This is a genomic window from Virgibacillus kimchii (assembly GCF_055379185.1).
Genome location: NZ_AP043951.1, coordinates 1,546,403 through 1,573,203, shown reverse-complemented (window position 1 = coordinate 1,573,203; position 26,801 = coordinate 1,546,403). Strand labels below are relative to the sequence as shown.

The window sequence follows — 26,801 nt, the reverse complement described above, 5'->3', positions numbered from 1 at the left end:
AGATTTTGTAAAATAAAAGAGACCAGCCTTTTGAGAAAGCAAAATTAGTGTGGGCGATAAAAAGGAAAGATTATGATGACAGAATAGGCCAATTTGTGCAAGCTTTGTCGGGTACCGGATCACAAGCATCCGTAACAATGGGTGCAGGCTGTAAGGCCAAATGGTTGAATGATTGATGTCACATTAGTATACTATATATACTATAGAGAGAAATGTACTTATTCTGAAAAATGATGAATACATTTTTAGATTAGGAGGGTCCGATCATGACCATTACCATTACGGATAATGCAAGCAGACAAATTCAGGAAATGATGAAAGACGAATCAGAAGGTGTCCGCCTGCGCTTTGGAATTGAGGGTGGCGGCTGCAGCGGATTATCCTATAAATTAGGATTTGAATATGATTTTAACGATGAGCTGGAGACATTGGATGAGATAAATGACATACCGGTTGTATTGAGTAACCAGGATATTCCGATAATTGAAGGCACAACGATAGACTTTAAGCAAAACATGATGGGCGGGGGTTTTAGTATAGATAACCCGAACGCCATTGTATCATGCGGGTGTGGGTCTTCATTCCGTACGAAAGATAAGGTTGGTTCACCCGGGGACTGTTAAAGCAATACAAAGGTAAATGAAATAGAGTACCTGCGGGTGCTCTATTTTGTTTTTATCAAAAACAAATATATTCCCCTGAGCGCTTACAAATTGTCCCTGAACCCTGATAAACTTCTAAAAGTAACCCCGGATAACTATTTCAATCCAAAAAAGAGTTTCCAATCGAAAGTTTAGCATGAATCAAGTATCATGATAAGTTAATCCCAGTATTTTATAATTGTTAACCATCGAGCTGGTACTGAGCAGAGAATGTTATTGTAACTCCCCGAGATAAACATGTTAAAATGGATATGGAGAACTGAGAAAGGATTAACAATGTTACGATTTATATATAGTGCTTTAATATATAAACAGAAATAACGGGAGGGATTTACATGAGTGAAATATCTGATCGGCATAAAGAACTTATCGACAGTAAGGAATTATGTGTAGCGAAAGTGCCTTTCTTTAATCATCTGAATACAGAGGAAATGCTGGAAATTGTCATGGTGAGCAGACATTTGAACTTTAAAAAAGGGGAAGTCATTTTCGGTGATGGAGACCCTTTGGAGTATTTATATATTGTTCATTTGGGGAGAGTTAAAAATTACCAGTTATTTGAATCGGGAAAAGAACAGCTTTTACGAATATTGGAGCCGGGTGAATTTATGGGCGAACTTGCCTTATTTACGGAAAAGACGCTTGACAGCTATGCAGAAGCGATGGAAAAAACACAAATCTGTGCCATCCACCGGGATGATATGCAGGAATTGATGCGGACACATCCGTCCATTGCCGTGAAAATATTAGAGCAGTTCAGCAACCGGCTGGATGAGACGGAGCGTTTGGTAGGACAGCTCAGTTCAAAAGATGTGGAAATGAGAACAGCCGGCTATTTATTAAGACTTGCTGATGAAAAAGAATCTGCAGAAATTGTGCTTCCCATGAGTAAAAAGGATCTGGCATCCTACCTAGGTACAACTCAGGAGACGATCAGCAGAAGATTATCCAGTTTTCAGACAAACGGCTGGATTGAGCAAAAGGGCCACAGGAATATAAAAATACTGGATAGGGAGTCGCTTTCCGAATTGGCTGCGGGATAATGCAATAGCATTATTTGGAGACAAATAGCCAGATAAGGTTTTGCAGTCTGTAAACGGATTTGCCAATAATAAGGATAAATTTCCTTTACTCTGGCAAATCCTTTTTTTGATATCGGGTTTTCCAGTTAAAATAAAAATGCTTCAAATCAGGGTATGAATTAAATCCACATTGAAAACCTATCCACTTCTACCTGCATTAATACTCCTTTTTCTTTCACTGATTCAAATAATCTTCATAGGATATGATGATGTCTCATACTGGGCGTCTTCCTTGATACGACAAAATCAATATACAAAATAATGGGTGAAAAACGGGTTAAGGGAATAAAAAAGGAATGTTTAAATGCCGACGAATCGTTACATTCATTGGTGCAGACCCGGAATCTACAGGTGACATTATTTTGAGTTTCTTAAAATTGCAAAGCTTGTAAGGTGGTTCAGAAGTTTTCCGAAAAAGATCGTGAGATAGGCAATTTTATCATGTGTTTTTGTAAAGAATCGAAAAACGTTATGTTTTTTGACTAAAAAGGGAAATCTTTTCTATTCATGAAAGATGACCCTTGACTTATCTTGTAGGAAATGGATTCGGGAGAGGTACCTTCTCCAATGAAAGTAAAATTAAATACAGCTTCTATAACCCCATCTTCATTGGATATTTCAGAATAGGTGATTTTCCAGCTATCACTTGTAACCTCGATGGTATCCATTTCCCGAGCTTCACATGTAAACAGGAGTACTACCAAAAATAATAAAGTTACTTTGAGAATTTCCCAACCTCCTAACATTTTGATGACTCCATTTATTGTTTATTATAGGTAATTATAACACATTTTGTATTTACATAAATTGAATTATTTAAATATAGTGAAGATAGAATGGGGATGAATACAAAAAAACGGGGCAATTCGTGATGTGTTCTGCCCCGCTAAACATGGGGAGGTGGCTGCAACGAATGCTCGTCCTACCGTAAAGGTTGGGCTGCAATACGTACAGTGATTCCCCCATCTCTTAATAAAAAGTTGATTCATGTTATTAAAACATTGCTGTCGAATGCTTTGGCTGAATACGTGCTTTCGGATCGATATACTGTTTGGCGTTATTAATGGCTGTCGGCCCTTCGCCAAAGCCGGTGGCAATCAGCTTCACTTTGCCTTCATAAGTAGTGATATCTCCAGCTGCATAAATTCCCGGAATGTTTGTTTCCATCTTCGTATTGACTACAATACTGTTTTTTTCGATCTCCAGTCCCCAATCCTTGATTGGTCCCAGTGTAGAGACAAATCCGTAGTTACATAATACGGAGTCCACATCCAGTTCTAATTTTTTATCACCTTTTACTTCTTCCAGAATGATTTGGTTGATCTTATCGCTCGCAACGATATCTGTGGGAACATACGGCGTGAGCACATCAACTGAAGAATTCATCAGTTTTTCCACACTGTGCTCATGTGCCCGAAACTTATCTCTGCGATGGACAAGGGTTACTTTTTTGGCGATGGGCTCAAGCATCAGCGCCCAATCTACTGCAGAGTCACCTCCGCCAAGCAGCACAATATTTTGATCCTTATATTGATTCATATCATTGACATGGTAATGAAGGTTGATACCCTCAAATTGGTCACAGCCTTCAATGCCGAGTCGTCGCGGCTGAAATGCTCCGTTCCCTGCTGTAATAATAATTGTCCTGGTGAAATGGGTTTCGTTTGTATTCGACGTCAGTTTAAAAGTATCATCTTCCAGGCGTTCCAACTTTTCAATGGCCTGTCCGAGTACAATAGTCGAATCAAAAATATTTAACTGCTCTTCCAGATTATCCACTAAATCCTGTGCTCGCACCTTCGGAAATCCTGCAACATCATATATATATTTCTCCGGATAAAGGGCCGTTAATTGCCCTCCGGTATGTGGTAAGCTTTCAATAATCTTTACACTTGCCTGGCGCATGCCACCGTAAAAGGCTGTGAACAAGCCTGCAGGCCCGGCGCCAATAATAGTGACGTCATATATTTTTTCGTCCATGGAAATACCTCCGAAAATCTATTGTTAAAAAATTCACCTCTTACATCGTATCACATCAAGCTGATATTTGAATAATAATGCACTTTACGAGTAATATACAAGTTTTAAAATCCGGGGTTGAAAAATAAACTTAAAAAAGCTATGATGATGGGTGGGTATATTACAATCAGATAACAAAACTGTAATTATTTTATTACAGTTTTTGGGAGGCGAACTGTTACGCCTGTCGAAAGTTGACAACCGGATAATAGGATATTCGGTTAATATTGGAATTTTAAATGAAAGTGGTGGCACCATGAACAGGCCAAACATTGTCATTTTGGGAGCCGGATATGGCGGCATTATGACAACGCTAAAGCTGCAAAAAATGTTGAAAATAAGCGAGGCTAATATAACGCTTGTAAATATAAATGATTATCACTATCAAACAACGTGGCTGCATGAAAGTGCAGCGGGAACATTACACCATGATCAGATAAGGATCCCAATACGGAATATTATCGATTTAAATAAAGTTAACTTTGCACTGGATAAAGTTATATCCATTAAACCGGAGGAAAAAAAAGTCAAGCTTGAATCTAGTGAACTGGCATATGATATTTTGGTGGTCAGTTTGGGATTTGAAGCAGCTACTTTTGGCATAACAGGCTTGAAAGAGCATGCATTAACCATTGACAATATAAATAATGCAAGATTGATCAGGGATCATCTGAATTATAACTTTGCCATGTACCGCAAGGAAAACAAAGAAAATCAGGCCAGACTGAATATTGTAGTAGGCGGCGGTGGTTTCACAGGGGTGGAATTTCTCGGTGAATTGGCTAATCGTATTCCGGAAATGTGTGAGGAGTATGATATTGATAAGAATTTAGTGAGGATTATTAATATTGAAGCTGCGCCTGGCATTCTTCCAGGGCTTGACCCATCCCTCGTTGAATATGCGATGAATTCATTGGAAGCAAGAGGAGTGGAATTCATTACCGGGGCTAAATTGATGGCATGTCATCCGGAAAGTGTTGAATATGAAAGAAATGGGGAACATTTTGAAATCCCAACGATGAATACGATATGGACTGCCGGGGTACGTGCCAATTCGATTGTGGAAAAATCAGGGTTTGAAACGTGCAGCGGCAAGGTAGAAGTACGTGATGATTTACGGACACAGGAATTTGATGATGTGTTTGTTATCGGGGATTGTGCTTTAGTGAAAAATGCCAAAAGTGAAAAGCCGTATCCTCCAACCGCCCAAATAGCGATTCAACAGGCCGCAACAACAGCTAATAACGTTAAGGCGCTGGTGCATGATAGGGAACTGGAAGCTTTTGTGCCAAAAATGGCCGGAACAGTTGCATCCCTTGGAAGTAATGATGCTATTGGTGTTTTAATGAATGATCAAAAGCTGCTCGGCTGGAAGGCAACTTTCCTGAAAAAAATGATAGACAATCGGTATTTATTCAAGCTTGGTGGTATTAACCTCGTAATGAAAAACGGGAAATTCAATTTCTTTTATTAGTGATTTGTCAATATCGTGAAAAAAATGCAAAGGTGTTTATTTGCCTTTGCATTTTTCTGTTTTTCATTTAAAATCTCATCTTTGACACTAAAAACCGCCATAAACATTGTGATTTCAACGTTTATGGCGGTTTTAAAACACCCAAAAACTGCGTACTATTTTCCTTTTTTGGTTTGCTTTAAAATTTTTTTCATGTTTTTTTGAGTAACAATTTCAAAGTCGGTTCTGAAGCCAAATGCATCATGTAACGCATCCGTGATTTCTGTTCGGGTATATACAGGTATGTATCCTTCTCCATCCAATTCCCACATATTCATATTCCTCAATGTATTGATTATTTCCGGGCATGTAAAGCGTTCATCTAATTTTTTCTCTAAAATGCGATAAATTAATAGGGATAGGAAACATGTTAAAAAATGTGCTTTTATCCGTGAATCTCTCCGTAAATAAACAGGCCGGGCCTGAAATTCACTCTTTAATATTCGAAACGTCTCCTCGATCTCCCATCTCCTTCGATTAATCTTGATAATCTCCTCGATAGTGGATTCCAGATTGGTACATACCGCATAAAATCCGTCATACATGGATTCATTATCGATCTGCTTTTGATTCAGGGTTGCCTGGGTTTTGTCTGCAATTTCACCATCATCTGTCACATGTGTTGCTTTGATGAATCGCTTTGGGTCATTCTGATTATGCTTATTCAACGAGCTTGGATTTTCCACTTTCTTCTTCGCGCGTTCTACTTGTTTTTCCCGAATAGATGCTTGATATCGCTGGTAAACGGGGGAGTACGTGACAATTAACTTTTGTTCCAATCCATTTTCTTTTATCCAACGCTCCTTGTAATACGTTCTCTGGTCATTTTTGAGCTTGCGGACATCTTCTAAATTTACTTTTTTATTGCTTCCCGGTATTCGCCACCCCTTAGAATCCAGCGCCCACTCCTTCAAAAACTTCTTCAGTTTTTTGATTGACTGTGTGGTGACAAATGCGCGTTGTCCTTTCGTGTTATATATCCGATTCTTATTCGAAGATAGTCCGGCATCTGTACATACCACAAATTTCGAAAGGTTAAAGTCTTTTAGAATACGGCGTTCCAACGGTTTCAAGGTGGTTTGTTCATTTCTGTTTCCAGGTGTCATACTAAAGGCAAGTGGCAGTCCTGATCCATCCATGAATAGTCCCATTTGAACAATTGGGCTGGGCCGATTTTCTTTAGAAACCCCATATTGTTTCATACCGTCTTCTTCCTCGATTTCAAAGAAAAAATTGGTGCAGTCATAATATAAAACCTGCGTGTTTCGATCAACCACCTGGAGGCTGTTTTTATAGACCATTTCTTCAATGAAATCAGATTGTTCCGCAAGTACTTCAAGTGCCCGGTACATTTGATGCTCCTTAAAATGTGGGGGCTCAAGTAAGTCCTTCGAATGTTCAAACGTCCCCTTTTTAGAAGTGGGATGTAGAATGCGCAAATACAGAAGACGTGAAAGAATTTCATTAAGATCATATTCAAATTCATATTTCTGAGAGATTTTCTGACAGATTTGATCTAATTTTAGTTTATGATAAAGGGATTGTAAAAAAAGATAACCGGAATTAAACAACGTTTGTTTATTCAATTCTATCTGCTTGGCTGGACTGTATCTGGCAATGATTTTATAGTTACTCTCTTTTTCTTCCTGTGTTAATTTTTTGGCATATTCTTTTGCCCAGGTATAGGGATCTACACCGGGATGCTTTTCTAAAATTTCCTCATCGTTTCCTAAAGCCTCAACGACTTTTGAGGTTTTCTTTCCGTTCCGATAAACATCTTTAATAACAGAATAGGACGTTGACCCTTTGGAAACACTTTTTTTAATGCGCACACACATCTCCTCCGTACTGTGTTTATACTTTATATTATACAATAGTACGAAATAGTACGCAATTATTTAAAGCGGAATTTGACAAAAAAATATAAGCCTGCACTGGCTTATGATCACTTTTTATTTAATTTAGGTGTCAAACTCCCGTAATGATGCTATTGGTGTTTTAATGAATGATCAAAAGCTGCTCGGCTGGAAGGCAACTTTCCTGAAAAAAATGATAGACAATCGGTATTTATTCAAGCTTGGTGGTATTAACCTCGTAATGAAAAACGGGAAATTCAATTTCTTTTATTAGTGATTTGTCAATATCGTGAAAAAAATGCAAAGGTGTTTATTTGCCTTTGCATTTTTCTGTTTTTCATTTAAAATGAAAGCTGTATGTAATGGAGAGGAGTTTCATCATTGATCCAATTATTTGTTTCTGTATTACTTTATTTTGTTATTTTCTTTGGCATCGCCTTTATATTAAATATGCTTCTTAGAACCACCTGGCTCATGGCATTTATATATCCCGTTGTTGTACTTTTGATCGTGGATAACTTGCCTGTTACGGCATATTTTACAAGCCCGTTATCCTCTTTTTCGGAGGCGTTTTCGAGAATCATCGAGATTACTCTTGTGGATTGGGTCATTTTGTCGTCCGGTTTAGCCGGTGCGATTGTGTCCGGAATTGTTATTAAACTACTACGGAAAAGCGGTTATCAAATGTTTTAGCTAGTTTTATGAATAAAATTCTCTTAAACAGGGTATCATGACATCCAGTGAGGTGTTTAGATGAATTTAAGGAATTTTATTCAAAGAACGACAATGTTCATGTGCATTACAGCTGCTCTTTTTGTAACGTTATCATCCATTTCCAATGTTTCGTTTACACATATCGAGGCATGGGCACAGGAAACTTCATTTGGAGGGTTTTCTCCATCTGATGGTGAGGAAGCACATAGACAGATAGCATTAAATGAAAAAAGGCTTAATCATATGAAAGAAGATAAAAAGCTCATTTCCAGTGAAGATATTGAAGGTCCGCAGACACTGGAGGAAGCAGTGGCGATGGAGGATTATCCAAGTGATACTGTTGTTGCCACCGGTTATACTGCAGGAGTGGAATCCACCGGAAAGTCACCGGATCATCCACAATATGGAATAACCTATTCCGGTGTGGAAGTTACCAGAGACTTGTATTCTACTATAGCAGCTGACCTGGATGTGTATCCTCTTGGGACAGTACTCTATATCCCCGGATATGGATATGGCGTAGTTGCTGATATAGGCAGTGCCATTACAGGGAATAAAATTGATTTATATTACGAAACGGTGGAAGATGTATTTTCCCAGTGGGGGAAAAGGGAAGTTGACGTATATATAGTGGAAATGGGTGATGGAAGTATAACTGAAGAGGATTTACTTGCATTAAACGAGGATGAATCCATGCAGGTATTCCGACAGCAGGTTATTGAAGAATATTAAAGAGCTGATGTAAAAAATCCCGGGGCACAAAATGAATTGTGTCACCGGGATTTTTCATCAAAGAAATAGAAGTAAGGTAAAGCATTTTCCAAGCCTGGGTTTAACCGGAACGTTAATATAACGGATACAGTAAAAAGGCGATGGCTATACCGGTTAAACCGCCAAAGAACACTTCAATCGGCTGATGGCCAAGCAGTTCTTTTAAGTCCTGTCTGATTTCTTCTTCCTCTTTTTTATTCCAATCTTTTGATGTTTCCACCAAAAGCTGAAAATCCTTTCTCAGCTGGTTCAGTACTACTGCCTGTTCTCCGGCCTGTCTTCTCACACCAGAGGCATCAAACATGATAATGACTGCAAATACGACAGATATTCCAAACATTGTGGAGGTAACACCTTCCACGATACCGACCGCGGTAGAAAGCGCAGCAACAGCTGCTGAGTGGCTGCTTGGCATACCGCCGGTACTGAAGGCAAGCCCCGGTTTAAATTCTTTGGTAACGATTAAACGGAGCGGTACTTTGATTGCCTGGGCAAAAACAATAGCTGACAGAGCAGCCCAAAGTGGAAAATTGAGGAAAATTTCCATGGCTTGCGACATCCTTCCTGCTGAGCAACATTGATGTCATTTTATCATATTTGAGATGGAAAAGCATGCTGTTATCAAGAATCACAGCATGTTTTCAGTGGGGATAAAAAATAGGACTCATCTTTGAAAAGGTGCTCCTATTTTTTAATCCCTGCAGGCTATGCCCTGGACAGACTCGCTGAAATCCGCTTTGCCGCACCCGTCATAAACATGGCAGCTAATCCGGCCATAGCAGCATCTTTTACAAGAAATGGGACCATACTTCCCCATGCCAATCCATAGCTAATCGGGAGTTCAAGCCACATATTCATGGCCATATACATATAGCTTACACCAATACCGTAGTTGAGAATAAGACCAATTGCTGAAGCTCCAAGATAATGGGAAAAAGAGCCGTTTTTCACTTTGTCTGCAATGAACCCGGTGAAAAAAGCAATAAAAACAAAGGATATGATAAAACCACCAGTTGGGCTGACAAATGCCATAGGTCCGCCCGTGAGTCCGGCAAAAACCGGTACGCCTGCAAATCCTACAAAGATATATGTAATAATTGAAATAGTCCCCAACTTTCTTCCCAGCATAAGACCTGCTAAAATGGAAAAAAAGGTTTGCAGGGAAAGCGGCACACTTGCCCCGCCAATAGGCACAGCCAAAAATGGAAACCAAACGGTAATGTTTGCGCCGATGGCCATCAGACAGACAAATACTGCCCCATAAGTCAGATCAATTGCACGTAATTTATTCATGTTTTATTTTCTCCTCCTTGACATGATAATAAAGGGTAGCCTCTTTATTGTCAACCTATTTTATTTTTGGTTGACAATAGGGGTGAGAAGCAACTTATATGCCGCAGGCTGGAACTAAGATTATTCGAAAGTCGGGGGATGTGAAGGGGAAACAGATATTGTGCTGTCATCCTTATTTTGCGTAGTGTTTCATAAACGTAGAGAAAATCCGATGTAAATAATTTACTTTAAGAATGAAGGGGAAAGTAAGAGAAGATTGCATAAAAAGGCCATTACCCATTGTTGCAGGAGCTTCATGAAGTTAATGGACAAAAGCTGCGGAAGGGTAATTGAAGTATTTTTCGGAGACAGATTTATTCTTTAATAACATTTCCGGATAGAATAATTAAGAGGCTGAGATCAGCCTCTCCGCGATTTATTTAATAGCTGTTTCCAAAGCAATCTCCATCATTTCGTTAAAGGTTGTCTGTCTTTCTTCTGCTGTCGTCTCTTCTCCGGTTAGAATATGGTCGGAAACCGTCAGAACGGACAAGGCCTGCCGATCAAATTTCTGTGCCAGTGTGTAAAGTGCTGTTGTTTCCATTTCTACAGCCAGTACATTATATTTAGCCAGTAATTCATTTACCTCTTTGGCATCATCACGATAAAATGTATCGCTTGTGAAGACATTTCCAACACGGAGGTTTAACCCTTTATCCGTACCAGCATCGTAGGCCGCCTTCAGTAAATCAAAATCCGCTAATGGAGCATAATCAATTCCTCCAAAAATTAATCGATTCATCTGAGAATCCGTGGTGGACCCCTGAGCCAAAATGACGTCCCTCACACGGACATCTTTCTGTATCGCACCGCAAGTGCCTACACGGATCATTTTTTTGACATCATAGCTTTGGATTAACTCATTTACATAAATGGAGATGGATGGCACTCCCATTCCCGTTCCTTGAACTGAGATACGTTCTCCCTTGTATGTCCCGGTAAACCCAAGCATGCCGCGAACGTTATTGTATTGGGATACATCTTCCAAAAAGGTTTCTGCAATAAATTTTGCCCTTAAAGGATCACCGGGCAGTAATATCTTATCTGCAATTTCTCCTTCTTTTGCACCGATATGAACACTCATGATTTTAGCCTCCTTTTTAAAATTAAGTTATCATACGACATAGCTAAAAACAAATGATTGCTTTATTCTGTCTCTGGTTGTCAAAGAATGACCCTTTTTATTTCAAAAAAGATATTTTATTGTATATAATAGGTGTGATTCAGTGATAAACTACTATATAGAAGTTGTAGGATCAAATAAATTTTTTAAAAAAGGATGAGATTTTAATGAAGGAACAAACGTATAAAATCACTGCTGATACAGGGGTTCACGCCCGTCCGGCAACATTGCTCGTTAATAAAGCAGGTCAGTATGAAGCCGAACTGGAACTAACATATAAAGAAAAGACGGTAAATCTTAAATCAATTATGGGTGTTATGTCCCTGGGCATTCCAAAAGATGCGGAAGTGAAAATTACAGCAACCGGTGGCGATGAGGAAGAAGCTTTAGCCGGAGTAGATGCAGTTATTAAAGAACATCTTGGAGAATAAACGTTTGTCAAAAGAAGGCTGGGAAATAGTGTATATTTCTTATCCTTCTTTTTTAGAACGGTTTTTCAGTGAAGGAGCATAACTTATGAATAAAGAAATAGAGCAGTATTTCCATGATTTGGAGTCTGAGAAAAAAGACGTCCAATACGAGGCTTACCGAAGCATTATTGCCGAAATGGAGGATGAAGTTGATTGGGCTTACGAGGTGTGGGATCAACTGCTGGAAGATGTGAATGATACGGATAACCATAAGCGTTCCAGAGCAGCACAGTTCCTTGCACATTTGGCCATCAGTGATCCGGAAAAAAGAATCATACATGACTTTCCTGAAATATGGAAAGTAACCTATGATGAGAAGTTTGTTACTGCAAGACACACGCTTCAGGCGATTTGGAGAGTTGGTCTAGCCGGAGAAGAGCAAATGGATATGGTACTGAAGCATCTCAAAGACCGATTTAAAAACTGCGAAGACGAAAAAAATTACACACTTATCCGATTCGATATTCTTCAGGGGCTTAGGTATTTATATGATAGAGAGGAAAAGCCAATAATTAAATCTCTGGCACTGGAATTAATTGATGTGGAGGAAAATCAAAAATATAGAAAAAAGTATGCTGGATTGTGGAGGAATACATGACTTTTGGAGAGGGAGCAGGACGATTACTTTGAATCCACATATAGCGATAGATCAAGTTTCTATTAACAGCAATAGACCTAAAAACCTAAGGGTAAGTTAGGTTTTCCATAGAGGATAAGCTTTGAAATAGTGATTGGGTTATGTAATAGTAAAAGCCCATGAGTTAAAATATCATGGGCTGTTGTCTAAAAGAATGGATTAACAGTATTTAACTGCAATCTCGTCAACTAAACTTGATTTAGTAATACTTTTTTCTATATATTTTTTCTTCCAGTCCTTCGAGCCTTTGCAGTGCTGCTCTATTGAATTCGTTGTCCTTTTCCTGAAGCTTTTCTCTATATGTTTCGACAGCCTGCTTTAACGATGGACCGTATTCCGGGATGTCTTCATCATATGGGTGCACTGCAGGTTTTTTGACATTCATTTTTTCGTGGTGGGCAAGTGCTTTTCGTTCGTGAAAGAAAACACCATCGACTTGACCCGGGTTATGGATGTCACCTTGCATCGGGTGTTTATGCACAGCAAGAACCTCTATTAAGTAGCGTTCTCCTCTGTCCTCTTTTACTTCTCCTATGTACGTTCCGGATTTATAATGCGCACGAACGATATCACCAATATTCACCTCTGCCATAAAAACAACCTCCTTAGAATCATTGTGCCAAAAATGGCCAATATATGCGAATAATACACACCAATACTTTAACGCTTTAAAGGGGTGGGGGTCAGACCCCAAGATTCGTTTCTTTATAAGTTATGGTTATTTTGATATAATCTCATCTTTGACACTAAAAACCGCCATAAACATTGTGATTTCAACGTTTATGGCGGTTTTAAAACACCCAAAAACTGCGTACTATTTTCCTTTTTTGGTTTGCTTTAAAATTTTTTTCATGTTTTTTTGAGTAACAATTTCAAAGTCGGTTCTGAAGCCAAATGCATCATGTAACGCATCCGTGATTTCTGTTCGGGTATATACAGGTATGTATCCTTCTCCATCCAATTCCCACATATTCATATTCCTCAATGTATTGATTATTTCCGGGCATGTAAAGCGTTCATCTAATTTTTTCTCTAAAATGCGATAAATTAATAGGGATAGGAAACATGTTAAAAAATGTGCTTTTATCCGTGAATCTCTCCGTAAATAAACAGGCCGGGCCTGAAATTCACTCTTTAATATTCGAAACGTCTCCTCGATCTCCCATCTCCTTCGATTAATCTTGATAATCTCCTCGATAGTGGATTCCAGATTGGTACATACCGCATAAAATCCGTCATACATGGATTCATTATCGATCTGCTTTTGATTCAGGGTTGCCTGGGTTTTGTCTGCAATTTCACCATCATCTGTCACATGTGTTGCTTTGATGAATCGCTTTGGGTCATTCTGATTATGCTTATTCAACGAGCTTGGATTTTCCACTTTCTTCTTCGCGCGTTCTACTTGTTTTTCCCGAATAGATGCTTGATATCGCTGGTAAACGGGGGAGTACGTGACAATTAACTTTTGTTCCAATCCATTTTCTTTTATCCAACGCTCCTTGTAATACGTTCTCTGGTCATTTTTGAGCTTGCGGACATCTTCTAAATTTACTTTTTTATTGCTTCCCGGTATTCGCCACCCCTTAGAATCCAGCGCCCACTCCTTCAAAAACTTCTTCAGTTTTTTGATTGACTGTGTGGTGACAAATGCGCGTTGTCCTTTCGTGTTATATATCCGATTCTTATTCGAAGATAGTCCGGCATCTGTACATACCACAAATTTCGAAAGGTTAAAGTCTTTTAGAATACGGCGTTCCAACGGTTTCAAGGTGGTTTGTTCATTTCTGTTTCCAGGTGTCATACTAAAGGCAAGTGGCAGTCCTGATCCATCCATGAATAGTCCCATTTGAACAATTGGGCTGGGCCGATTTTCTTTAGAAACCCCATATTGTTTCATACCGTCTTCTTCCTCGATTTCAAAGAAAAAATTGGTGCAGTCATAATATAAAACCTGCGTGTTTCGATCAACCACCTGGAGGCTGTTTTTATAGACCATTTCTTCAATGAAATCAGATTGTTCCGCAAGTACTTCAAGTGCCCGGTACATTTGATGCTCCTTAAAATGTGGGGGCTCAAGTAAGTCCTTCGAATGTTCAAACGTCCCCTTTTTAGAAGTGGGATGTAGAATGCGCAAATACAGAAGACGTGAAAGAATTTCATTAAGATCATATTCAAATTCATATTTCTGAGAGATTTTCTGACAGATTTGATCTAATTTTAGTTTATGATAAAGGGATTGTAAAAAAAGATAACCGGAATTAAACAACGTTTGTTTATTCAATTCTATCTGCTTGGCTGGACTGTATCTGGCAATGATTTTATAGTTACTCTCTTTTTCTTCCTGTGTTAATTTTTTGGCATATTCTTTTGCCCAGGTATAGGGATCTACACCGGGATGCTTTTCTAAAATTTCCTCATCGTTTCCTAAAGCCTCAACGACTTTTGAGGTTTTCTTTCCGTTCCGATAAACATCTTTAATAACAGAATAGGACGTTGACCCTTTGGAAACACTTTTTTTAATGCGCACACACATCTCCTCCGTACTGTGTTTATACTTTATATTATACAATAGTACGAAATAGTACGCAATTATTTAAAGCGGAATTTGACAAAAAAATATAAGCCTGCACTGGCTTATGATCACTTTTTATTTAATTTAGGTGTCAAACTCCCGCGCTTTAAAGGGGTGGGGGTCAGACCCCAAGATTCGTTTCTTTATAAGTTATGGTTATTTTGATATAATGTTCGGTGAAGGATGTGAGTGAATATGATGCCGTTTCTCTATTTTCCGGAAGATAAATCGGAGTACTTGCCGGCAATTATTGTATTAATCATCTTTACCATATTGGCAGGGGTAGCAATGTACCTGGTTATAAAGAAGTCCAAAAAGGATGAACAAAAATTTAAAGAGCAATTTGATCAGCGCATTAAAGAAGCGGAAGATCAAAATTAAGAAAAAAACCTCCTCTATTTGAGAGGTTTTTTTGATTAGCAAGACTTTATTTGTAAATACTAACAGGAAAAGTACTGTAAAGGAGAAAGTGTTATGCGTCTTATTTTTTTCCTTAGTGTTCTTTTCCTGGCTTCCTGTCAGATGGACGACCAGACGGCAAGAACAGTGGAAATGTATAATACCTCTGGAGATATGGTTGGAACGGCCAATTTATCAGAGCAGCCTGATGGTGTACAGGTTGAACTTGAACTAGAAGGTCTGGAGCCCGGATTTCACGGAATACATGTGCATGAAAACCCAGTATGCGAACCACCGGATTTTACAAGTGCAGGTAATCATTTGAACCCGGAAGGCAATGAACATGGGTTGATGCATCCGGAAGGGAATCACCTTGGTGATTTGCCGAATATTGAAGCGGACGATGGAGGGCTTGTGGAAGCGGAGTTAATGCTGGCCGAAGCTACGATGCTGGATGGTTCCAATTCCATTTTGGAAGGGGAAGGGAGTTCTTTGGTTATTCATGCTGGGCAGGATGATGGTGTCAGCCAGCCTGGCGGAGATGCTGGCGAGCGGATTATTTGCGGTGAAATCCTGGCTGATCCGGACGCAGAAGAAGAAGCAGATGATGAACCGACAGACCCGACACAGTTTAATGAGGATCAGGGCGAGTAAAGGATATTGCAGGACTTTTGAGAAGCTCGGGTTTATCTGCAAAACTTAATGATAAATTGCCCCATATTGTAAGCTTAATACGGCATACGATAAATTCTGAATAGGGAGTTGTATGTATTTCAACAAGACGATTATTAAAGTAATCGTCTTTTTTAAAAAGTTCAATACATTTTCGGAATATTATGTTAGTATGGAGTGTAATGATATTGAACTATAGTTTAGTGGACTTCAACTTATGCAATAATGAACCGGGCGGTGATAAGTTGAAAATGGTAAGCAAGACCCAAGAAAAATATAGGAAAAGTAATAAGTTAATTTTAGGTTTGAAAGCACTTTTTAGTGTTTTAACCATTTATTTTGCGGGTCGAGTTATTTTTATTACTATTTCCGGATTAATGGGTTCTGGTCCTGCGCCTGCAGTTTCGGGTAATTTATTTTTTGGTATGATGTTTTTTCTGGGGTTATCCAATGTTGTTTACCTTGTCGAAATGTACGTTAACGGGAAAAAGAAACATTTCAGGTTATTACTTATAACGACCAGCTTTCTTCTGATAGGCTCCGCATATATGTTGCTGGCGTGAGCTCTATCTTAAATAATCGATTCAATACATCCGAAGAAATGACGCACTTGGGGGAGGCTTTTTGAATGACTTCCTGGGTTTCCTGGGTTTCCGTAGGACTTATCATTGCTGTATTTCTTTATGCCATATTTAGTGTATTTTTAAGGAAACCGACAGGCTTGTATATTGCTGCAGCTTTCCATATTGTTTTGGGGGTTTTGTCACTGCCCTCCATTGGATTATATGTATTAGGATTAGCCATTCTTGAGGTGATCGTTGGGATAAAAATGACGGTAAAATATCGCACTTCAAGGCGCTATTAATGGAGTAAAAGCCGAGCTTATTATGTTAATGGCTGCTTTAACTGGATTAATTGTTGGGCAGTTTTCGCGGAGGTATACAAAATGGTACTGGATATTTTATATATAATACTTTTAGTCGCTATTTTCATTGCGATACCAATTGCCATCAGGAGAAGAAAAAAGGCAGGTGTTACCGGAATAAAAAGTGCGCTAACTCCTATTTGTTTCTTTCTTTTAGCTATAACCAACCTGTTGGCTTATTGGCTTGATTTAATGGGATTGATAAGTTGGGCAATTAGTGTTGCACTGTTAATTGCTGCCGGTTATTTCACAAAATATATGCCAGTACTACAAAGCAGGGGTTAACCGGAGCAAAAATAAAAACGAGGAGTGATTTAAATGCCGATCTGTCAGAACTGTCATCATAAGTGGACCTGGAAACAAACTTTTAAAAAATCTTTTACTTTAGATACTGGTATGAAATGTCCGAATTGTGATATAAAACAATATATGACTTCGCGTGCGAGAAAAAGAAGCACATCAATTCCTTTTATCGTTCCCTTAATCATGCTTGGTAATCTTATCTTCGGTACTACCTACTTTGCCTTAATCGCTCTTATAATCTTAATCCCAGTCATTTTCGGAATTTATCCCTTCATTATAGAACTATCTAACAAAGAAGAAGCCCTTTGGTGATTTTTTTCAATCAGACAAAAATCTGTAGAAAGCCCAGATTGAAAGCTGAGCTTTCTACAGTTCGTTAAACACATGAGGATATTTAATTAATTTAGTTTCCTCGACGTACAGCTACAGCATCAACTATTCTCCTTACCCCTTCTTCCACCGTAGCTTTCGGACAGCCTAAATTCATGCGCATGAACTGTCCGCCTTCATCGCCGTATTCAGCACCGGCGTTCAGCCCGACTTTTGCTTCTTCAATCATAAACTTTTTCAATTCCTTGTTATCCATGTTTAAACCGCTGCAGTCAATCCAAAGCAGGTAAGTGCCTTCCGCGTTGATTACTTTTAATTCCGGCGTATTTTTTGCAAACATATCCATGACGTATTTTTTATTTTCATCAATGACAGTGAGCAACTCATCCAGCCATGCTTCTCCATGGTTATAGGCCGCTTCAATTGCCGCATTTCCCATGGTGTTAAGGAAGTGGAATCCCTGCTTGCCTAAGAAATCTTTTAATTTTAATCGCATATCCTTGTTTTTTGTAACGATAAATGAAGCCTGCAATCCGGCCAAATTAAATGTTTTGGAAGGCGCCATCGTTGTAATGGTGTTTTCCGCAATTTCCTCGGATAAAGTTGCGATCGGAATATGCTTATTCCCTGGTAAAACAAGGTCAGCATGAATTTCATCTGATATAATGAGCACATCGTATTTTAAACAGAGTCGGGCCATTTCCTCCAATTCCTCTTGTTTCCAGACACGTCCGACCGGATTATGCGGGGAACAGAGTATAAATGCTTTTACGCCTGTTTTTAATTTTTCTTCAAAATCCTGAAAATCAATCGTGTAGTACGCGTCTTTATATACAAGTTCGTTTTTTACCAGCTCACGTTCATGACTCTCGATCACTGAATAAAAAGGACCATAGACCGGTGTTTGCACAAGGACTTTATCCTGCGGTTCTGTAAATGCCTGTATCGCCATGTGCAGGCTGGTTACCACACCTGGAGAAAACGTCAGCCAATTTTGGTCAATTTTCCAGTTATGGCGCCGGTTCAGCCAGTTTACGATGGCATTTTTCACATCATCGTCAATGATGGTGTATCCGTAAATACCGTGCTCAGCTCGTTGAATGAGGGCATTATTTACCGCTTCCGGTGCCTTGAAGTCCATATCGGCGACCCACATCGGTAGTACATCGGAGGTCTGGAAAACCGGTTCCAGCATGTCCCATTTGACGGAGCGTGTATTTTTTCTATCATGTAATTCTGAAAATATACTCATTTTTATCACCCTGCCTTTCTCTACTTCAGCTATTATATCAAATTATCGGAAAGGCATGCAGAATAAGGCACGGGAAAAATGGCAAAAAAAAAGCAAAGCGTTATACGCCTTGCTTACAGGGGGAATACGAGAAAGTCTTACAGTTATAGTTATACCCCGGTAAACAAAATATAAACATGTTTTTATAATTTTTTTTATAAAACTTGAAACAAATTGATCAACAGGTGGCGTTTTATATATGAAAGGCGGTTTGGAAGGGGGGTTCCATGTGGAAAAAGAAGTAATTCTGCGTGCCAAAGAAAAAGATGAAGCTGCTTTTGAACAAATTATTAATACATACCAACCGACGGTAGAACGGTTTGCTTTTCAGTTTGGAATAGATCAGAGCAATCTTGGAGATATCGTGCAGGAAACCTTTATTAAAATTTACCGGAAACTGCATCAGTATCAACGAGGAAAATTTTCTACATGGATCTATCAGATTACCTTAAATACGACAAGAGATTTTTACCGAAAGCAGAAGAGGGAACAAGCACTGGTTCAAAAATCCATGGAACGGGAAAAAGAAAATCTTCCTGAAGGATATTTTTTTGAGAGAGAAGAGCATTTACTTTTGCATGAATGCATGCAAAAGCTGGAAATGAAATATAGAGAACCTTTAATCCTATTTTATTTTCACGATAGATCCTATGAGGAAATAGGAGTGATTTTACAGATTAAACTGGCATCCGTTAAAACACGAATACACCGGGCGAAACAAAAATTAAAAGAGCTGTATGAAAATGAAAATGGAAAGGAGGAAATAGGCAATGAGCGACAAAAATATGGATGAATTGCTCACCGGATTAAAGAAGGAGTACGAAAGAATGCCTGAACAGGTGGATAAGCGAACAGTCATGCAGCGTATATTCCGCAAAGAAAAGAAACCGCATTTTGGAAAAGCAATGCCGCTTGTTGCAATTGCCGCCGGGTTATTCTTTTTTATGCTTGTAATTCTTCCTTATGTTGGTGACTATGATCAGGCAGACAATAATCCAAACTATTTGGAAATGTATTACTCGAATGCGTTGGAAGACTTTAAGGAATCGCTTGGAATGGAAGATGTAGAGGATTTTAACGAGGTGATACAGGCGGAGTCGGTTGTAGAGAACTACAGTTCATCATCTGGTTCAGCGGACTATGAGGCTGCCAAAGAGCAAATCGATCATTATTTAACGACGCCTAAAGAAATGGTCGAGGAAGCGAAAAGTGAGGGTGAATTTTTCGCTGATGATGAGCAATTTAACAGGAAAATGACACAAATGCTTTATTCATTTCAGTCTTATTTTTCTGATTTGCTGGTGGAATATGGCATACAACGAAAAGATCAAGATGCGCTTTTAGACGCACGGGAACATCCAGAGACATATCAGGGGCCGCAGGAAATAAAGGATTTTCTTATCGTACTGGGTGAGCAGGGCTATACGGTGGTGAGACAAGAAGGTGTTGATCGATTAAGTGTAGGATTGGATTTTTCCTGGCAGCTTGAGCAGAGTGAGGGATTAGCCGGAAGAGAAGGATATATGCATTATCTGAAGCTGATGGATGATATGTCAGAAAACTATTATGATATAGAATGGCATGAATTAGATGCCATACTTTTGGAAGTGGAGGAAATATATGATGCGTATCCGGACGAACGGGAAGCTATTTTTGAAAATACATCTCTTCTTACACATGTAAACAATTTTTTAAGAGAATATTTAGCTTTATCTTTAGTTGACGGTGAAATTGATCAGGAAGTGATGCTAGCAGAATACTACAGCTTTTTGGAAGCGCATGAGAATTCCCGTTTCTGGGAAATTGTAAAAGCCAGAGCCGATTCGCTGGAAGGGAGCTCAACGATCTATACGAATCTTCATCTGGACAGAGAAATACATCTACTGTTTAAAGAAGAATTTGAGGGCATTTCGTTTAATGATATTGTGAATTTAAACTATGATGAACGCTACCCGGCTCGGGGGATACAGGAAAACTATGTGGAGTACAGTGAAAAGGAAGGCGAAAAGGTGCTGGGAGATCTGGATCCTGCTGAAATGGTGCTGTTATACAAATATGCATTTGAAAGAAGTAATGGAGAGCTTTATTCCAGACTTTATGCAGCTGAAAGCCAATGGATGGAACATAACCCAGAAGAATTACATCAAATGTTACTGGAAGAACACTGGATGGATATTTTTGATCATTCCGGACACATGGTAATACAGGAAGAAAGAGGCAGGTTTACTGTTACTTTCATCGCTCACAATGAAGCAAGTGCAAAAATGGAATGGCAGAAGGAAGAAGGTACCTGGAAATTGCTGGATCAGTCGGTGGAAGATATCCCGCATATGGAAATGAGTTTTTAAAAAATTATCATGATCATTAACGGACTATCCTTATCCTTGAAGTCTTGCTGGGAGGCTAAGGTGTTTCCATGATTAAGCGAGCCGGCTGAAAAAATAAGCATGTGAAATCCATCGTTTCACATGCTTATCATTGTCAATTCAGTCCTAAACAGACCACCAGGTCATTTATTCAAGCCGCTTCTTTAAAGATTCCTGCTCTGCTTCAAACCCGGGTTTCCCCAGCAAAGCAAACATATTCTTCTTATACGCCTCGACTCCCGGCTGGTCAAAAGGATTCACGCCGAGTAAATAGCCGCTCATGGCACATGCTTTTTCAAAAAAGTAGACAAGGTAGCCGAATGTATAGGTGTCCAGTTTTGGGATTTCAATAATCAGGTTCGGCACGTCTCCATCTGTATGTGCCAGCAGCGTACCCTGATAGGCCATATCGTTAATTTCATGCATTGTCTTCCCTGATAAGTAGTTTAATCCATCAGCATCCTCAGCTGTTTCTTCCATGACTACATCTCTATTCGCTTCACCCACATGCAGCACCGTCTCAAACAGGTTGCGGCGGCCGTCCTGAATATACTGACCGAGGGAATGCAAATCAGTCGTAAAGTTGGCCGAAGCGGGAAAGATACCTTTTCCGTCTTTGCCATCACTTTCTCCAAATAATTGCTTCCACCACTCGGAAAAATAATGGAATTTTGGATCATAATTTACAAGCAGCTCCGTTGTTTTCCCTTTTTCGTATAAAATATTCCGAACAGCGGCATATTGATAAGCCGGGTTATCAGTAAGCGAAGGAGCAGCCAGTTCTTTTTTTGCCCGTTGTGCACCTTCCATCATTTCCTCAATCGAAATACCGCTGACAGCGATTGGAAGCAAACCGACTGCTGTAAGAACGGAATAACGCCCGCCGACATTGTCCGGAATCACGAAGGTTTCGTATCCAGCCTGGTCACTGGCAGTTCTCAATGCACCTTTTTCCTTATCCGTTGTGGCGTAGATTCGTTTTGCCGCTTCTTTTTCTCCGTATTTCTCCTCAAGCCATTTCTTAAAAATACGAAAAGCAATCGCCGGTTCCGTCGTAGTACCACTTTTGGAGATGACATTGATGGAAACATCTTTATCTTCCAACACATCAAGCAGGTCCCGGATATAGTCGGAGCTTAAATGATGCCCGGCAAAAATAACGTGTGGTGAATTTCTCTCATTTTTGGAAAGCATGTCCGAAAATGAATGGGTAAGCATCTCTATCGCGGCTCTTGCACCAAGATATGATCCTCCGATTCCGATTACCAGCAGTACATCCGAATCCTTTCTGATCTTTTCCGCGGCTTTTTTAATTCTGGAAAACTCTTCTTTGTCATACGTTTCAGGCAAATCCAGCCAGCCAAGAAAATCGTTTCCTGGTCCACTTTGTTCGTGCAGTTCTGCCTGTGCAGTGCGCACGTAGGGGGCTATATGTTCCAGCTCATGTTTCTGAATAAAAGATAACGCTTTGCTATAGGAAAAATCAATATATGTCATTGGGATCCTCCTTTATATCACTCTTTTCATTATTATATTATCCCTTTCAAATTATACTGGCAAAAGAAAAGGGGTGATTTTAAATAAAAATAAAGAAACAGCAAACCCAAATCGTTTACTGTTTCTTTATGACAACCTATTTTTTTGATTGTTCAATCCATTCTTCCAGCTTGTCTTTCAGTGTGTTAAAGCCTGTGGACTGATTATCCTGCTGTTGTTTGGCAGCCGGCTTTCTTTGCGGCTGGGCGGTTTTTTTAGGGGCTTCTTCTGTTGCGCGGATGGATAAAGACACCTTATTTTGCTCCGCATCCACATTGAGTACTTTTACCTTTACATCATCTCCGACAGCTAAATGCTCATTAATATCTTTAACATAGCCGTGTGTAACTTCTGAGATATGAACTAATCCTTGCGTGTCTTCATCTAAAGCGACAAATGCGCCGTATGGCTGAATTCCGGTTACTTTTCCTTCCAATATCTGACCAGCCTCGTAATTGCTTGTCATGGTGACCAACTCCTATTAACATATATTCGATTCTTTTTACACAATTAACTATTTTAGCATATAAGATATGATGAAGCAAAAGATATATTTGCTTTTTATATTGTACATACCCTGTAATGGAATCAAATATTTATAAATGAGAGTAATATATCACCTTTTTTTACCCGGAAACTGGACGGTGGATTTATATGATATTGTTCATTTCTAATGACACCGATCAAAATCTGGTCCTTTTCCGCATGAAGCCGGGATAGATCGTGAAAAGGGGTATGATCCATTTCGTCCGGCAGCTTTGTATGATAAAATTGCTGCGTTTTGAGCAACTGATAAATATCTTCAAATGGTGTGGCATTTTTTAAATGGGAAAGTTCGTGAAACAGTAATTCACTCATAAAATCATTCGGGCGGACAATCGTGGTTGCTCCCGCCCGCAGTGCATTGTCGATTTGTATCTTGGAAAAAATTTCAGCAATAATTGGTATTTTTTTATTGTTGCCCCGAATGGCCACCGTCGTAAGAATAGTCATATTATCTGCCTGACGTTCGCTTTCCGAAACATCAGCTGTGATCAGCACCCGGTCTGCCAATTTTATATTTGCCTTTTCCAGTGTTTGGTCCTCTGTCGGGTTTCCTTGGATAAAATGAACCGGAAAGTCCCGAAAGGAAATATGCCGGAGAGACTGGTCAATTAAAACAATTCGATATGAGGGCTTGTTTTCCAGCATAATTTCAATGAGCTGTCTTGTTCTCTCATTCCACCCAATCATAATAATATGGCTGTTTCCTTTAAAAGCCAGCTTCCCTTTCTCCAGATCGTGTTCATGCTGTACGGCAGCGGATGATAAAGAAGAAATATAAAATGCAATAAATGCACCGCCGGTCAAGATGAGTAAAATGGCAACAATTTTTCCAGTCATGCTTAAAGGAACATAGTCACCATAGCCTACGGTTGCCCCGGTAACAAATGCCCACCAAATACCATCAAATATAGTGGGAAATTGTGCAGGTTCAACTAAATGAATAATTACGCCAAACAAGAGCATCAGGAGGCTGATCGTAAAAAGCAGACGAATAATAATCGGGAGACGGTAGTAAATTTGTTTCGCATATCTTATGTTCATACGTTCACCTTGAATGTTTTTTACCTAGTATGGACATAGAATTAAGAAAACTATACAAAAAAGCTCTTACTCTTATAAGATGCTATCTGTCATGTTAAACAAATTAGTATTAGACTCTGCTTTCCCGTGTATCCTATTTACTTTAGCATTTTTACGGTACCTCATTTTGCTTAAAGTCTCGGATGAGCTACCATTGATTTCTTCTATGGTACTTCATTTTGCTTAAAGTCTCGGATGAGCTACCATTGATTTCTTCTATGGTACTTCATTTTGCTTAAAGTCTCGGATGAGCTACCATTGACGTATTCTATAGTACTTCATTTTGCTTAAAGCCCCGGATGAGCTACCATTGATTTCTTCTATGGTACTTCATTTTGCTTAAAGCCTCGGATGAGCTACCATTGATGCTTTTCATTATAAGATAGGAACGTTTATCGTTTCGAGGGGATTTCAGCTGTTAAAAAGTTTTGCCAATCTGATTCCTTTGTGCCTGAATGCAAGAGGTCATCCTATTTGGGAATCAACGCAAAAAAAGACCGGAACTGCTCAGTGCCGGCCGTTATTTATTAATTAAATCACTGTTTACTCCCAATCTGGCTTCCTGCTTCTGACTTCTAAAAGTCGTGGTCTCAGCCAAGTTTTTTATATATTCTGCAATGTCTGTTTCAGGCTTTGATACACATCATTCCAGAAGTCTGTGTTATCTCTGAATGATTTCGTTATAAAGAAAAGCATTTCCTTGAATTTTTCATCGTAGTCATCCGCATCTTTATCCGGCAGCTTTGCTTTGGCATCTTCAAAAAATTTCTGGAGTTCTTCTGCACGCGGACCCCATTTTGCTGCTTCATTTCCATCCTGATCTATAAATATAAAAATAGGGATGGACCGGGATTTTCCGTTTGTTAAGTACTGATCCATTAATTCGAGATTATCATCCCTGAGCAGCATGCGTACATCCATATTGCCGGCCTCTGCCAATCTCAGCAGGATGGGAATGTTGAGCATCGCGTCTCCGCACCAATCTTCAGTAAGGACAATTACTCTTAAGTTATCCTCCTGCAGTTTTTGAAAAAAAGCGTCGTCTGAAGGAAGTTTAAATTCGTCATAAATATGAAGCAGATTTTCTTTATGTTTTTCCATGGATTCAATATAAACATCCGGGGACATCGCTTTTTCAAACCATTGATTTAATTCCATTGATCACTGGCTCCTTTTATACTTACTTTAATCAGATTTTACCAACTAACCTTTTATCCGTAAACAAAAGTGTATTACACTATGGTAAGATAGGAAAGGATATTCATGCATGAGGAGGAGTGTATATGGCTGATATAAACAGAGATTTTTTAACGGAGCTTTTGAAAACCCCATCTCCATCGAGTGATGAAGTTTTAATTCAGAAAAAATGGATTAATTATGTGAAGGATTTTGCTGATGAGATCCGAACGGATAATGCAGGAAATGCCATTGGTGTTCTCAACCCTGAAGCACCATTTAAAGTATTGCTGGCAGGACATTGTGATGAGATAGCTCTTGTTATAAATCGCATTGATGAGGAAGGATTTTTGCATTTTGATAAAATGGGCGGCATTAATCCGAAAGCGGCTGTTGGCATGAAAGTGACAGTGTTGGGACATAACGGAAGTGTTACTGGTGTAATTGGTGTGAATGCCCAGCATCACGGTGGGCTGAAAGGTGATTTTGGCCTGGAGGATTTATTTATTGATTGTGGATATAAAACAAAAGGAGAAGCGGAAGAGTACGTGCAGATTGGTGATCTGGCTGTTTATAAAACAGACCCGGAGATTCTATCTGACCGCTATATTGCCGGAAGAGGGCTGGACAATCGAACAGGTGCCTTTATTGTGGCTGAAGTGTTGAAGCGGCTTAGTGAGCAAGGGACTGCCGTAGGTGTGTATGCGGCAAGTACAGTAAATGAAGAAACAAATATGGGAGGCGCCTATTTTGCTGCGGCGGGGATTGAACCGACGATGGCTATCGCATGCGATGTTACCTTTGCTACGGATTATCCGGGTGTAAATAAAAACAAACACGGAGATGTCCGATTGGAAGGTGGACCAGTTTTGGCAAAAGGAGCACCAATCAATAGTAAGATGAATAAACTGCTGGAAAATACGGCCAAAAAATTAAAAATGGACGTGCAGTACGAATTAACACCAAGAATGACAGGGACAGACGCAGATAAAATGCGCCTCACCGGCCGCGGTGTTCCCATTTCCCTCGTATCCCTGCCATTACGCTACATGCACTCGCCGGTAGAAACAGCAAGCTTTAAAGACATAGAAGAGGAAATAGAACTCCTTACCACCATGATCAGTGAATTAACAGGAAAAGAAAGTTTGAACCCGCTCGAGTAAAACAGTGAGCGGTTCCCCTGCTGCAAGAAGTTTATATATGAAATTAGGATACAGAGGCTACCCCAGATGTCTCTGTATCTTTTTTTAGCTGGTATGAAAGAACAGCTTTTTAACTTGCATAAAGCTTGAACTTCATATAATGAGACTTTTGGAAATACAACAATACACCCTATGGCAAGCCGGGTTTTTTAGTAAGCCAAAAGGAGTGTTCTTCTTCGTTGAGAGTGTGAAAAAGTGATTAAATAGCTTGCTTTTCGTGA

At 39.4% G+C, this 26,801-nt stretch carries 29 protein-coding genes; 16 read left to right on the top strand and 13 right to left on the bottom strand.

Annotation, left to right across the window (positions count from 1 at the left end; all coding sequences use genetic code 11):
- Nucleotides 1-266 precede the first annotated feature (266 nt).
- A complete protein-coding gene (locus tag ACZ42C_RS07950; RefSeq protein WP_461182998.1) occupies nt 267-623 on the top strand; it encodes a HesB/IscA family protein in 357 nt (118 codons plus the stop codon).
- 374 nt (nt 624-997) lie between these two features.
- Nucleotides 998-1,705, top strand: a complete 708-nt coding sequence (locus tag ACZ42C_RS07945; protein WP_461182997.1) for a Crp/Fnr family transcriptional regulator — start codon at nt 998-1,000, stop codon at nt 1,703-1,705.
- Nucleotides 1,706-2,226: 521 nt separating this feature from the next.
- Here ACZ42C_RS07945 and ACZ42C_RS07940 read toward each other — a convergent pair.
- On the bottom strand, nt 2,227-2,490 hold the full coding sequence (locus ACZ42C_RS07940) for a hypothetical protein (protein ID WP_461182996.1): 264 nt from the start codon (nt 2,488-2,490) through the stop codon (nt 2,227-2,229).
- Nucleotides 2,491-2,737: 247 nt separating this feature from the next.
- The gene (locus ACZ42C_RS07935; RefSeq protein ID WP_461182995.1) at nt 2,738-3,724 is read right to left on the bottom strand and encodes an NAD(P)/FAD-dependent oxidoreductase; all 987 of its coding nucleotides are present in this window, start codon (nt 3,722-3,724) and stop codon (nt 2,738-2,740) included.
- 295 nt (nt 3,725-4,019) lie between these two features.
- Between ACZ42C_RS07935 and ACZ42C_RS07930 the strand changes: the two genes are divergently transcribed.
- The gene (locus ACZ42C_RS07930; protein WP_461182994.1) at nt 4,020-5,237 is read left to right on the top strand and encodes an NAD(P)/FAD-dependent oxidoreductase; all 1,218 of its coding nucleotides are present in this window, start codon (nt 4,020-4,022) and stop codon (nt 5,235-5,237) included.
- A 155-nt stretch (nt 5,238-5,392) separates the two neighbouring features.
- Here ACZ42C_RS07930 and ACZ42C_RS07925 read toward each other — a convergent pair whose 3' ends face one another.
- The gene (locus ACZ42C_RS07925) at nt 5,393-7,108 is read right to left on the bottom strand and encodes an IS1634 family transposase (protein ID WP_461182985.1); all 1,716 of its coding nucleotides are present in this window, start codon (nt 7,106-7,108) and stop codon (nt 5,393-5,395) included.
- A 405-nt stretch (nt 7,109-7,513) separates the two neighbouring features.
- Here ACZ42C_RS07925 and ACZ42C_RS07920 point away from each other — a divergent pair, with 405 nt between their 5' ends.
- Nucleotides 7,514-7,825 (top strand): YuiB family protein, encoded by a 312-nt coding sequence (locus ACZ42C_RS07920; RefSeq protein WP_461182993.1) that lies wholly within the window; start codon nt 7,514-7,516, stop codon nt 7,823-7,825.
- Nucleotides 7,826-7,885: 60 nt separating this feature from the next.
- On the top strand, nt 7,886-8,578 hold the full coding sequence (locus tag ACZ42C_RS07915) for a 3D domain-containing protein (RefSeq protein WP_461182992.1): 693 nt from the start codon (nt 7,886-7,888) through the stop codon (nt 8,576-8,578).
- Between the two features lie 112 nt (nt 8,579-8,690).
- On the opposite strand, the gene ACZ42C_RS07910 is transcribed toward ACZ42C_RS07915, so the two are convergent.
- The 3 genes from ACZ42C_RS07910 to deoD form a co-directional block, all read right to left on the bottom strand.
- Complete coding sequence (locus ACZ42C_RS07910; RefSeq protein ID WP_461182991.1) at nt 8,691-9,164, bottom strand: divergent PAP2 family protein; 474 nt, start codon at nt 9,162-9,164, stop codon at nt 8,691-8,693.
- Between the two features lie 158 nt (nt 9,165-9,322).
- Entirely contained in the window at nt 9,323-9,910 is a 588-nt protein-coding gene (locus ACZ42C_RS07905; RefSeq protein ID WP_461182990.1) for a biotin transporter BioY, read from the bottom strand.
- Between the two features lie 415 nt (nt 9,911-10,325).
- On the bottom strand, nt 10,326-11,033 hold the full coding sequence (deoD, locus tag ACZ42C_RS07900) for a purine-nucleoside phosphorylase (protein WP_461182989.1): 708 nt from the start codon (nt 11,031-11,033) through the stop codon (nt 10,326-10,328).
- A gap of 206 nt (nt 11,034-11,239) precedes the next feature.
- Here deoD and ACZ42C_RS07895 point away from each other — a divergent pair, with 206 nt between their 5' ends.
- Nucleotides 11,240-11,503 (top strand): phosphocarrier protein HPr, encoded by a 264-nt coding sequence (locus ACZ42C_RS07895; RefSeq protein WP_461182988.1) that lies wholly within the window; start codon nt 11,240-11,242, stop codon nt 11,501-11,503.
- Nucleotides 11,504-11,588: 85 nt separating this feature from the next.
- Complete coding sequence (locus tag ACZ42C_RS07890) at nt 11,589-12,140, top strand: hypothetical protein (protein ID WP_461182987.1); 552 nt, start codon at nt 11,589-11,591, stop codon at nt 12,138-12,140.
- A 238-nt stretch (nt 12,141-12,378) separates the two neighbouring features.
- Here ACZ42C_RS07890 and kapB read toward each other — a convergent pair whose 3' ends face one another.
- Both kapB and ACZ42C_RS07880 read right to left on the bottom strand, forming a co-directional pair.
- A complete protein-coding gene (gene kapB / locus ACZ42C_RS07885; protein WP_461182986.1) occupies nt 12,379-12,771 on the bottom strand; it encodes a kinase-associated lipoprotein KapB in 393 nt (130 codons plus the stop codon).
- Nucleotides 12,772-12,993: 222 nt separating this feature from the next.
- A complete protein-coding gene (locus ACZ42C_RS07880) occupies nt 12,994-14,709 on the bottom strand; it encodes an IS1634 family transposase (RefSeq protein ID WP_461182985.1) in 1,716 nt (571 codons plus the stop codon).
- A 240-nt stretch (nt 14,710-14,949) separates the two neighbouring features.
- On the opposite strand from ACZ42C_RS07880, the gene ACZ42C_RS07875 reads away from it, so the two are divergent.
- The 6 genes from ACZ42C_RS07875 (at nt 14,950) to ACZ42C_RS07850 (ending at nt 17,365) form a co-directional block, all read left to right on the top strand.
- Nucleotides 14,950-15,135 carry a hypothetical protein gene (locus tag ACZ42C_RS07875; protein ID WP_461182984.1) on the top strand — a complete coding sequence of 62 codons (186 nt, stop codon included), beginning with the start codon at nt 14,950-14,952 and terminating at the stop codon, nt 15,133-15,135.
- Between the two features lie 93 nt (nt 15,136-15,228).
- The gene (locus ACZ42C_RS07870; protein WP_461182983.1) at nt 15,229-15,807 is read left to right on the top strand and encodes a superoxide dismutase family protein; all 579 of its coding nucleotides are present in this window, start codon (nt 15,229-15,231) and stop codon (nt 15,805-15,807) included.
- Between the two features lie 206 nt (nt 15,808-16,013).
- Nucleotides 16,014-16,388, top strand: coding sequence for a hypothetical protein (locus ACZ42C_RS07865; RefSeq protein WP_461182982.1), 375 nt, complete (start codon nt 16,014-16,016; stop codon nt 16,386-16,388).
- Between the two features lie 65 nt (nt 16,389-16,453).
- Nucleotides 16,454-16,690 carry a hypothetical protein gene (locus tag ACZ42C_RS07860; protein ID WP_461182981.1) on the top strand — a complete coding sequence of 79 codons (237 nt, stop codon included), beginning with the start codon at nt 16,454-16,456 and terminating at the stop codon, nt 16,688-16,690.
- 81 nt (nt 16,691-16,771) lie between these two features.
- Nucleotides 16,772-17,035 carry a hypothetical protein gene (locus ACZ42C_RS07855; protein WP_461182980.1) on the top strand — a complete coding sequence of 88 codons (264 nt, stop codon included), beginning with the start codon at nt 16,772-16,774 and terminating at the stop codon, nt 17,033-17,035.
- A 33-nt stretch (nt 17,036-17,068) separates the two neighbouring features.
- On the top strand, nt 17,069-17,365 hold the full coding sequence (locus ACZ42C_RS07850) for a TIGR04104 family putative zinc finger protein (protein ID WP_461182979.1): 297 nt from the start codon (nt 17,069-17,071) through the stop codon (nt 17,363-17,365).
- A gap of 91 nt (nt 17,366-17,456) precedes the next feature.
- Here ACZ42C_RS07850 and ACZ42C_RS07845 read toward each other — a convergent pair whose 3' ends face one another.
- A complete protein-coding gene (locus ACZ42C_RS07845; protein WP_461182978.1) occupies nt 17,457-18,635 on the bottom strand; it encodes a MalY/PatB family protein in 1,179 nt (392 codons plus the stop codon).
- Between the two features lie 268 nt (nt 18,636-18,903).
- Between ACZ42C_RS07845 and ACZ42C_RS07840 the strand changes: the two genes are divergently transcribed.
- Both ACZ42C_RS07840 and ACZ42C_RS07835 read left to right on the top strand, forming a co-directional pair.
- Complete coding sequence (locus ACZ42C_RS07840) at nt 18,904-19,467, top strand: RNA polymerase sigma factor (protein WP_464891343.1); 564 nt, start codon at nt 18,904-18,906, stop codon at nt 19,465-19,467.
- Nucleotides 19,445-21,022: a hypothetical protein gene (locus ACZ42C_RS07835; protein ID WP_461182976.1), complete on the top strand. Its 1,578-nt coding sequence runs from the start codon at nt 19,445-19,447 to the stop codon at nt 21,020-21,022. Before ACZ42C_RS07840 ends, ACZ42C_RS07835 begins: the two co-directional genes overlap by 23 nt.
- A gap of 165 nt (nt 21,023-21,187) precedes the next feature.
- Here the strand turns inward: ACZ42C_RS07835 and ACZ42C_RS07830 are convergent, their stop codons facing one another.
- From ACZ42C_RS07830 to ACZ42C_RS07815, 4 genes are all read right to left on the bottom strand, one after another.
- Nucleotides 21,188-22,537, bottom strand: a complete 1,350-nt coding sequence (locus ACZ42C_RS07830; RefSeq protein ID WP_461182975.1) for a glucose-6-phosphate isomerase — start codon at nt 22,535-22,537, stop codon at nt 21,188-21,190.
- Between the two features lie 136 nt (nt 22,538-22,673).
- A complete protein-coding gene (gene yugI / locus ACZ42C_RS07825; protein ID WP_461182974.1) occupies nt 22,674-23,042 on the bottom strand; it encodes a S1 domain-containing post-transcriptional regulator GSP13 in 369 nt (122 codons plus the stop codon).
- Nucleotides 23,043-23,164: 122 nt separating this feature from the next.
- Nucleotides 23,165-24,163 (bottom strand): potassium channel family protein, encoded by a 999-nt coding sequence (locus ACZ42C_RS07820; RefSeq protein WP_461182973.1) that lies wholly within the window; start codon nt 24,161-24,163, stop codon nt 23,165-23,167.
- 642 nt (nt 24,164-24,805) lie between these two features.
- On the bottom strand, nt 24,806-25,360 hold the full coding sequence (locus ACZ42C_RS07815; protein ID WP_461182972.1) for a thioredoxin family protein: 555 nt from the start codon (nt 25,358-25,360) through the stop codon (nt 24,806-24,808).
- Between the two features lie 125 nt (nt 25,361-25,485).
- Here ACZ42C_RS07815 and ACZ42C_RS07810 point away from each other — a divergent pair, with 125 nt between their 5' ends.
- Entirely contained in the window at nt 25,486-26,541 is a 1,056-nt protein-coding gene (locus tag ACZ42C_RS07810) for a M20/M25/M40 family metallo-hydrolase (protein WP_461182971.1), read from the top strand.
- Nucleotides 26,542-26,801 lie beyond the last annotated feature (260 nt).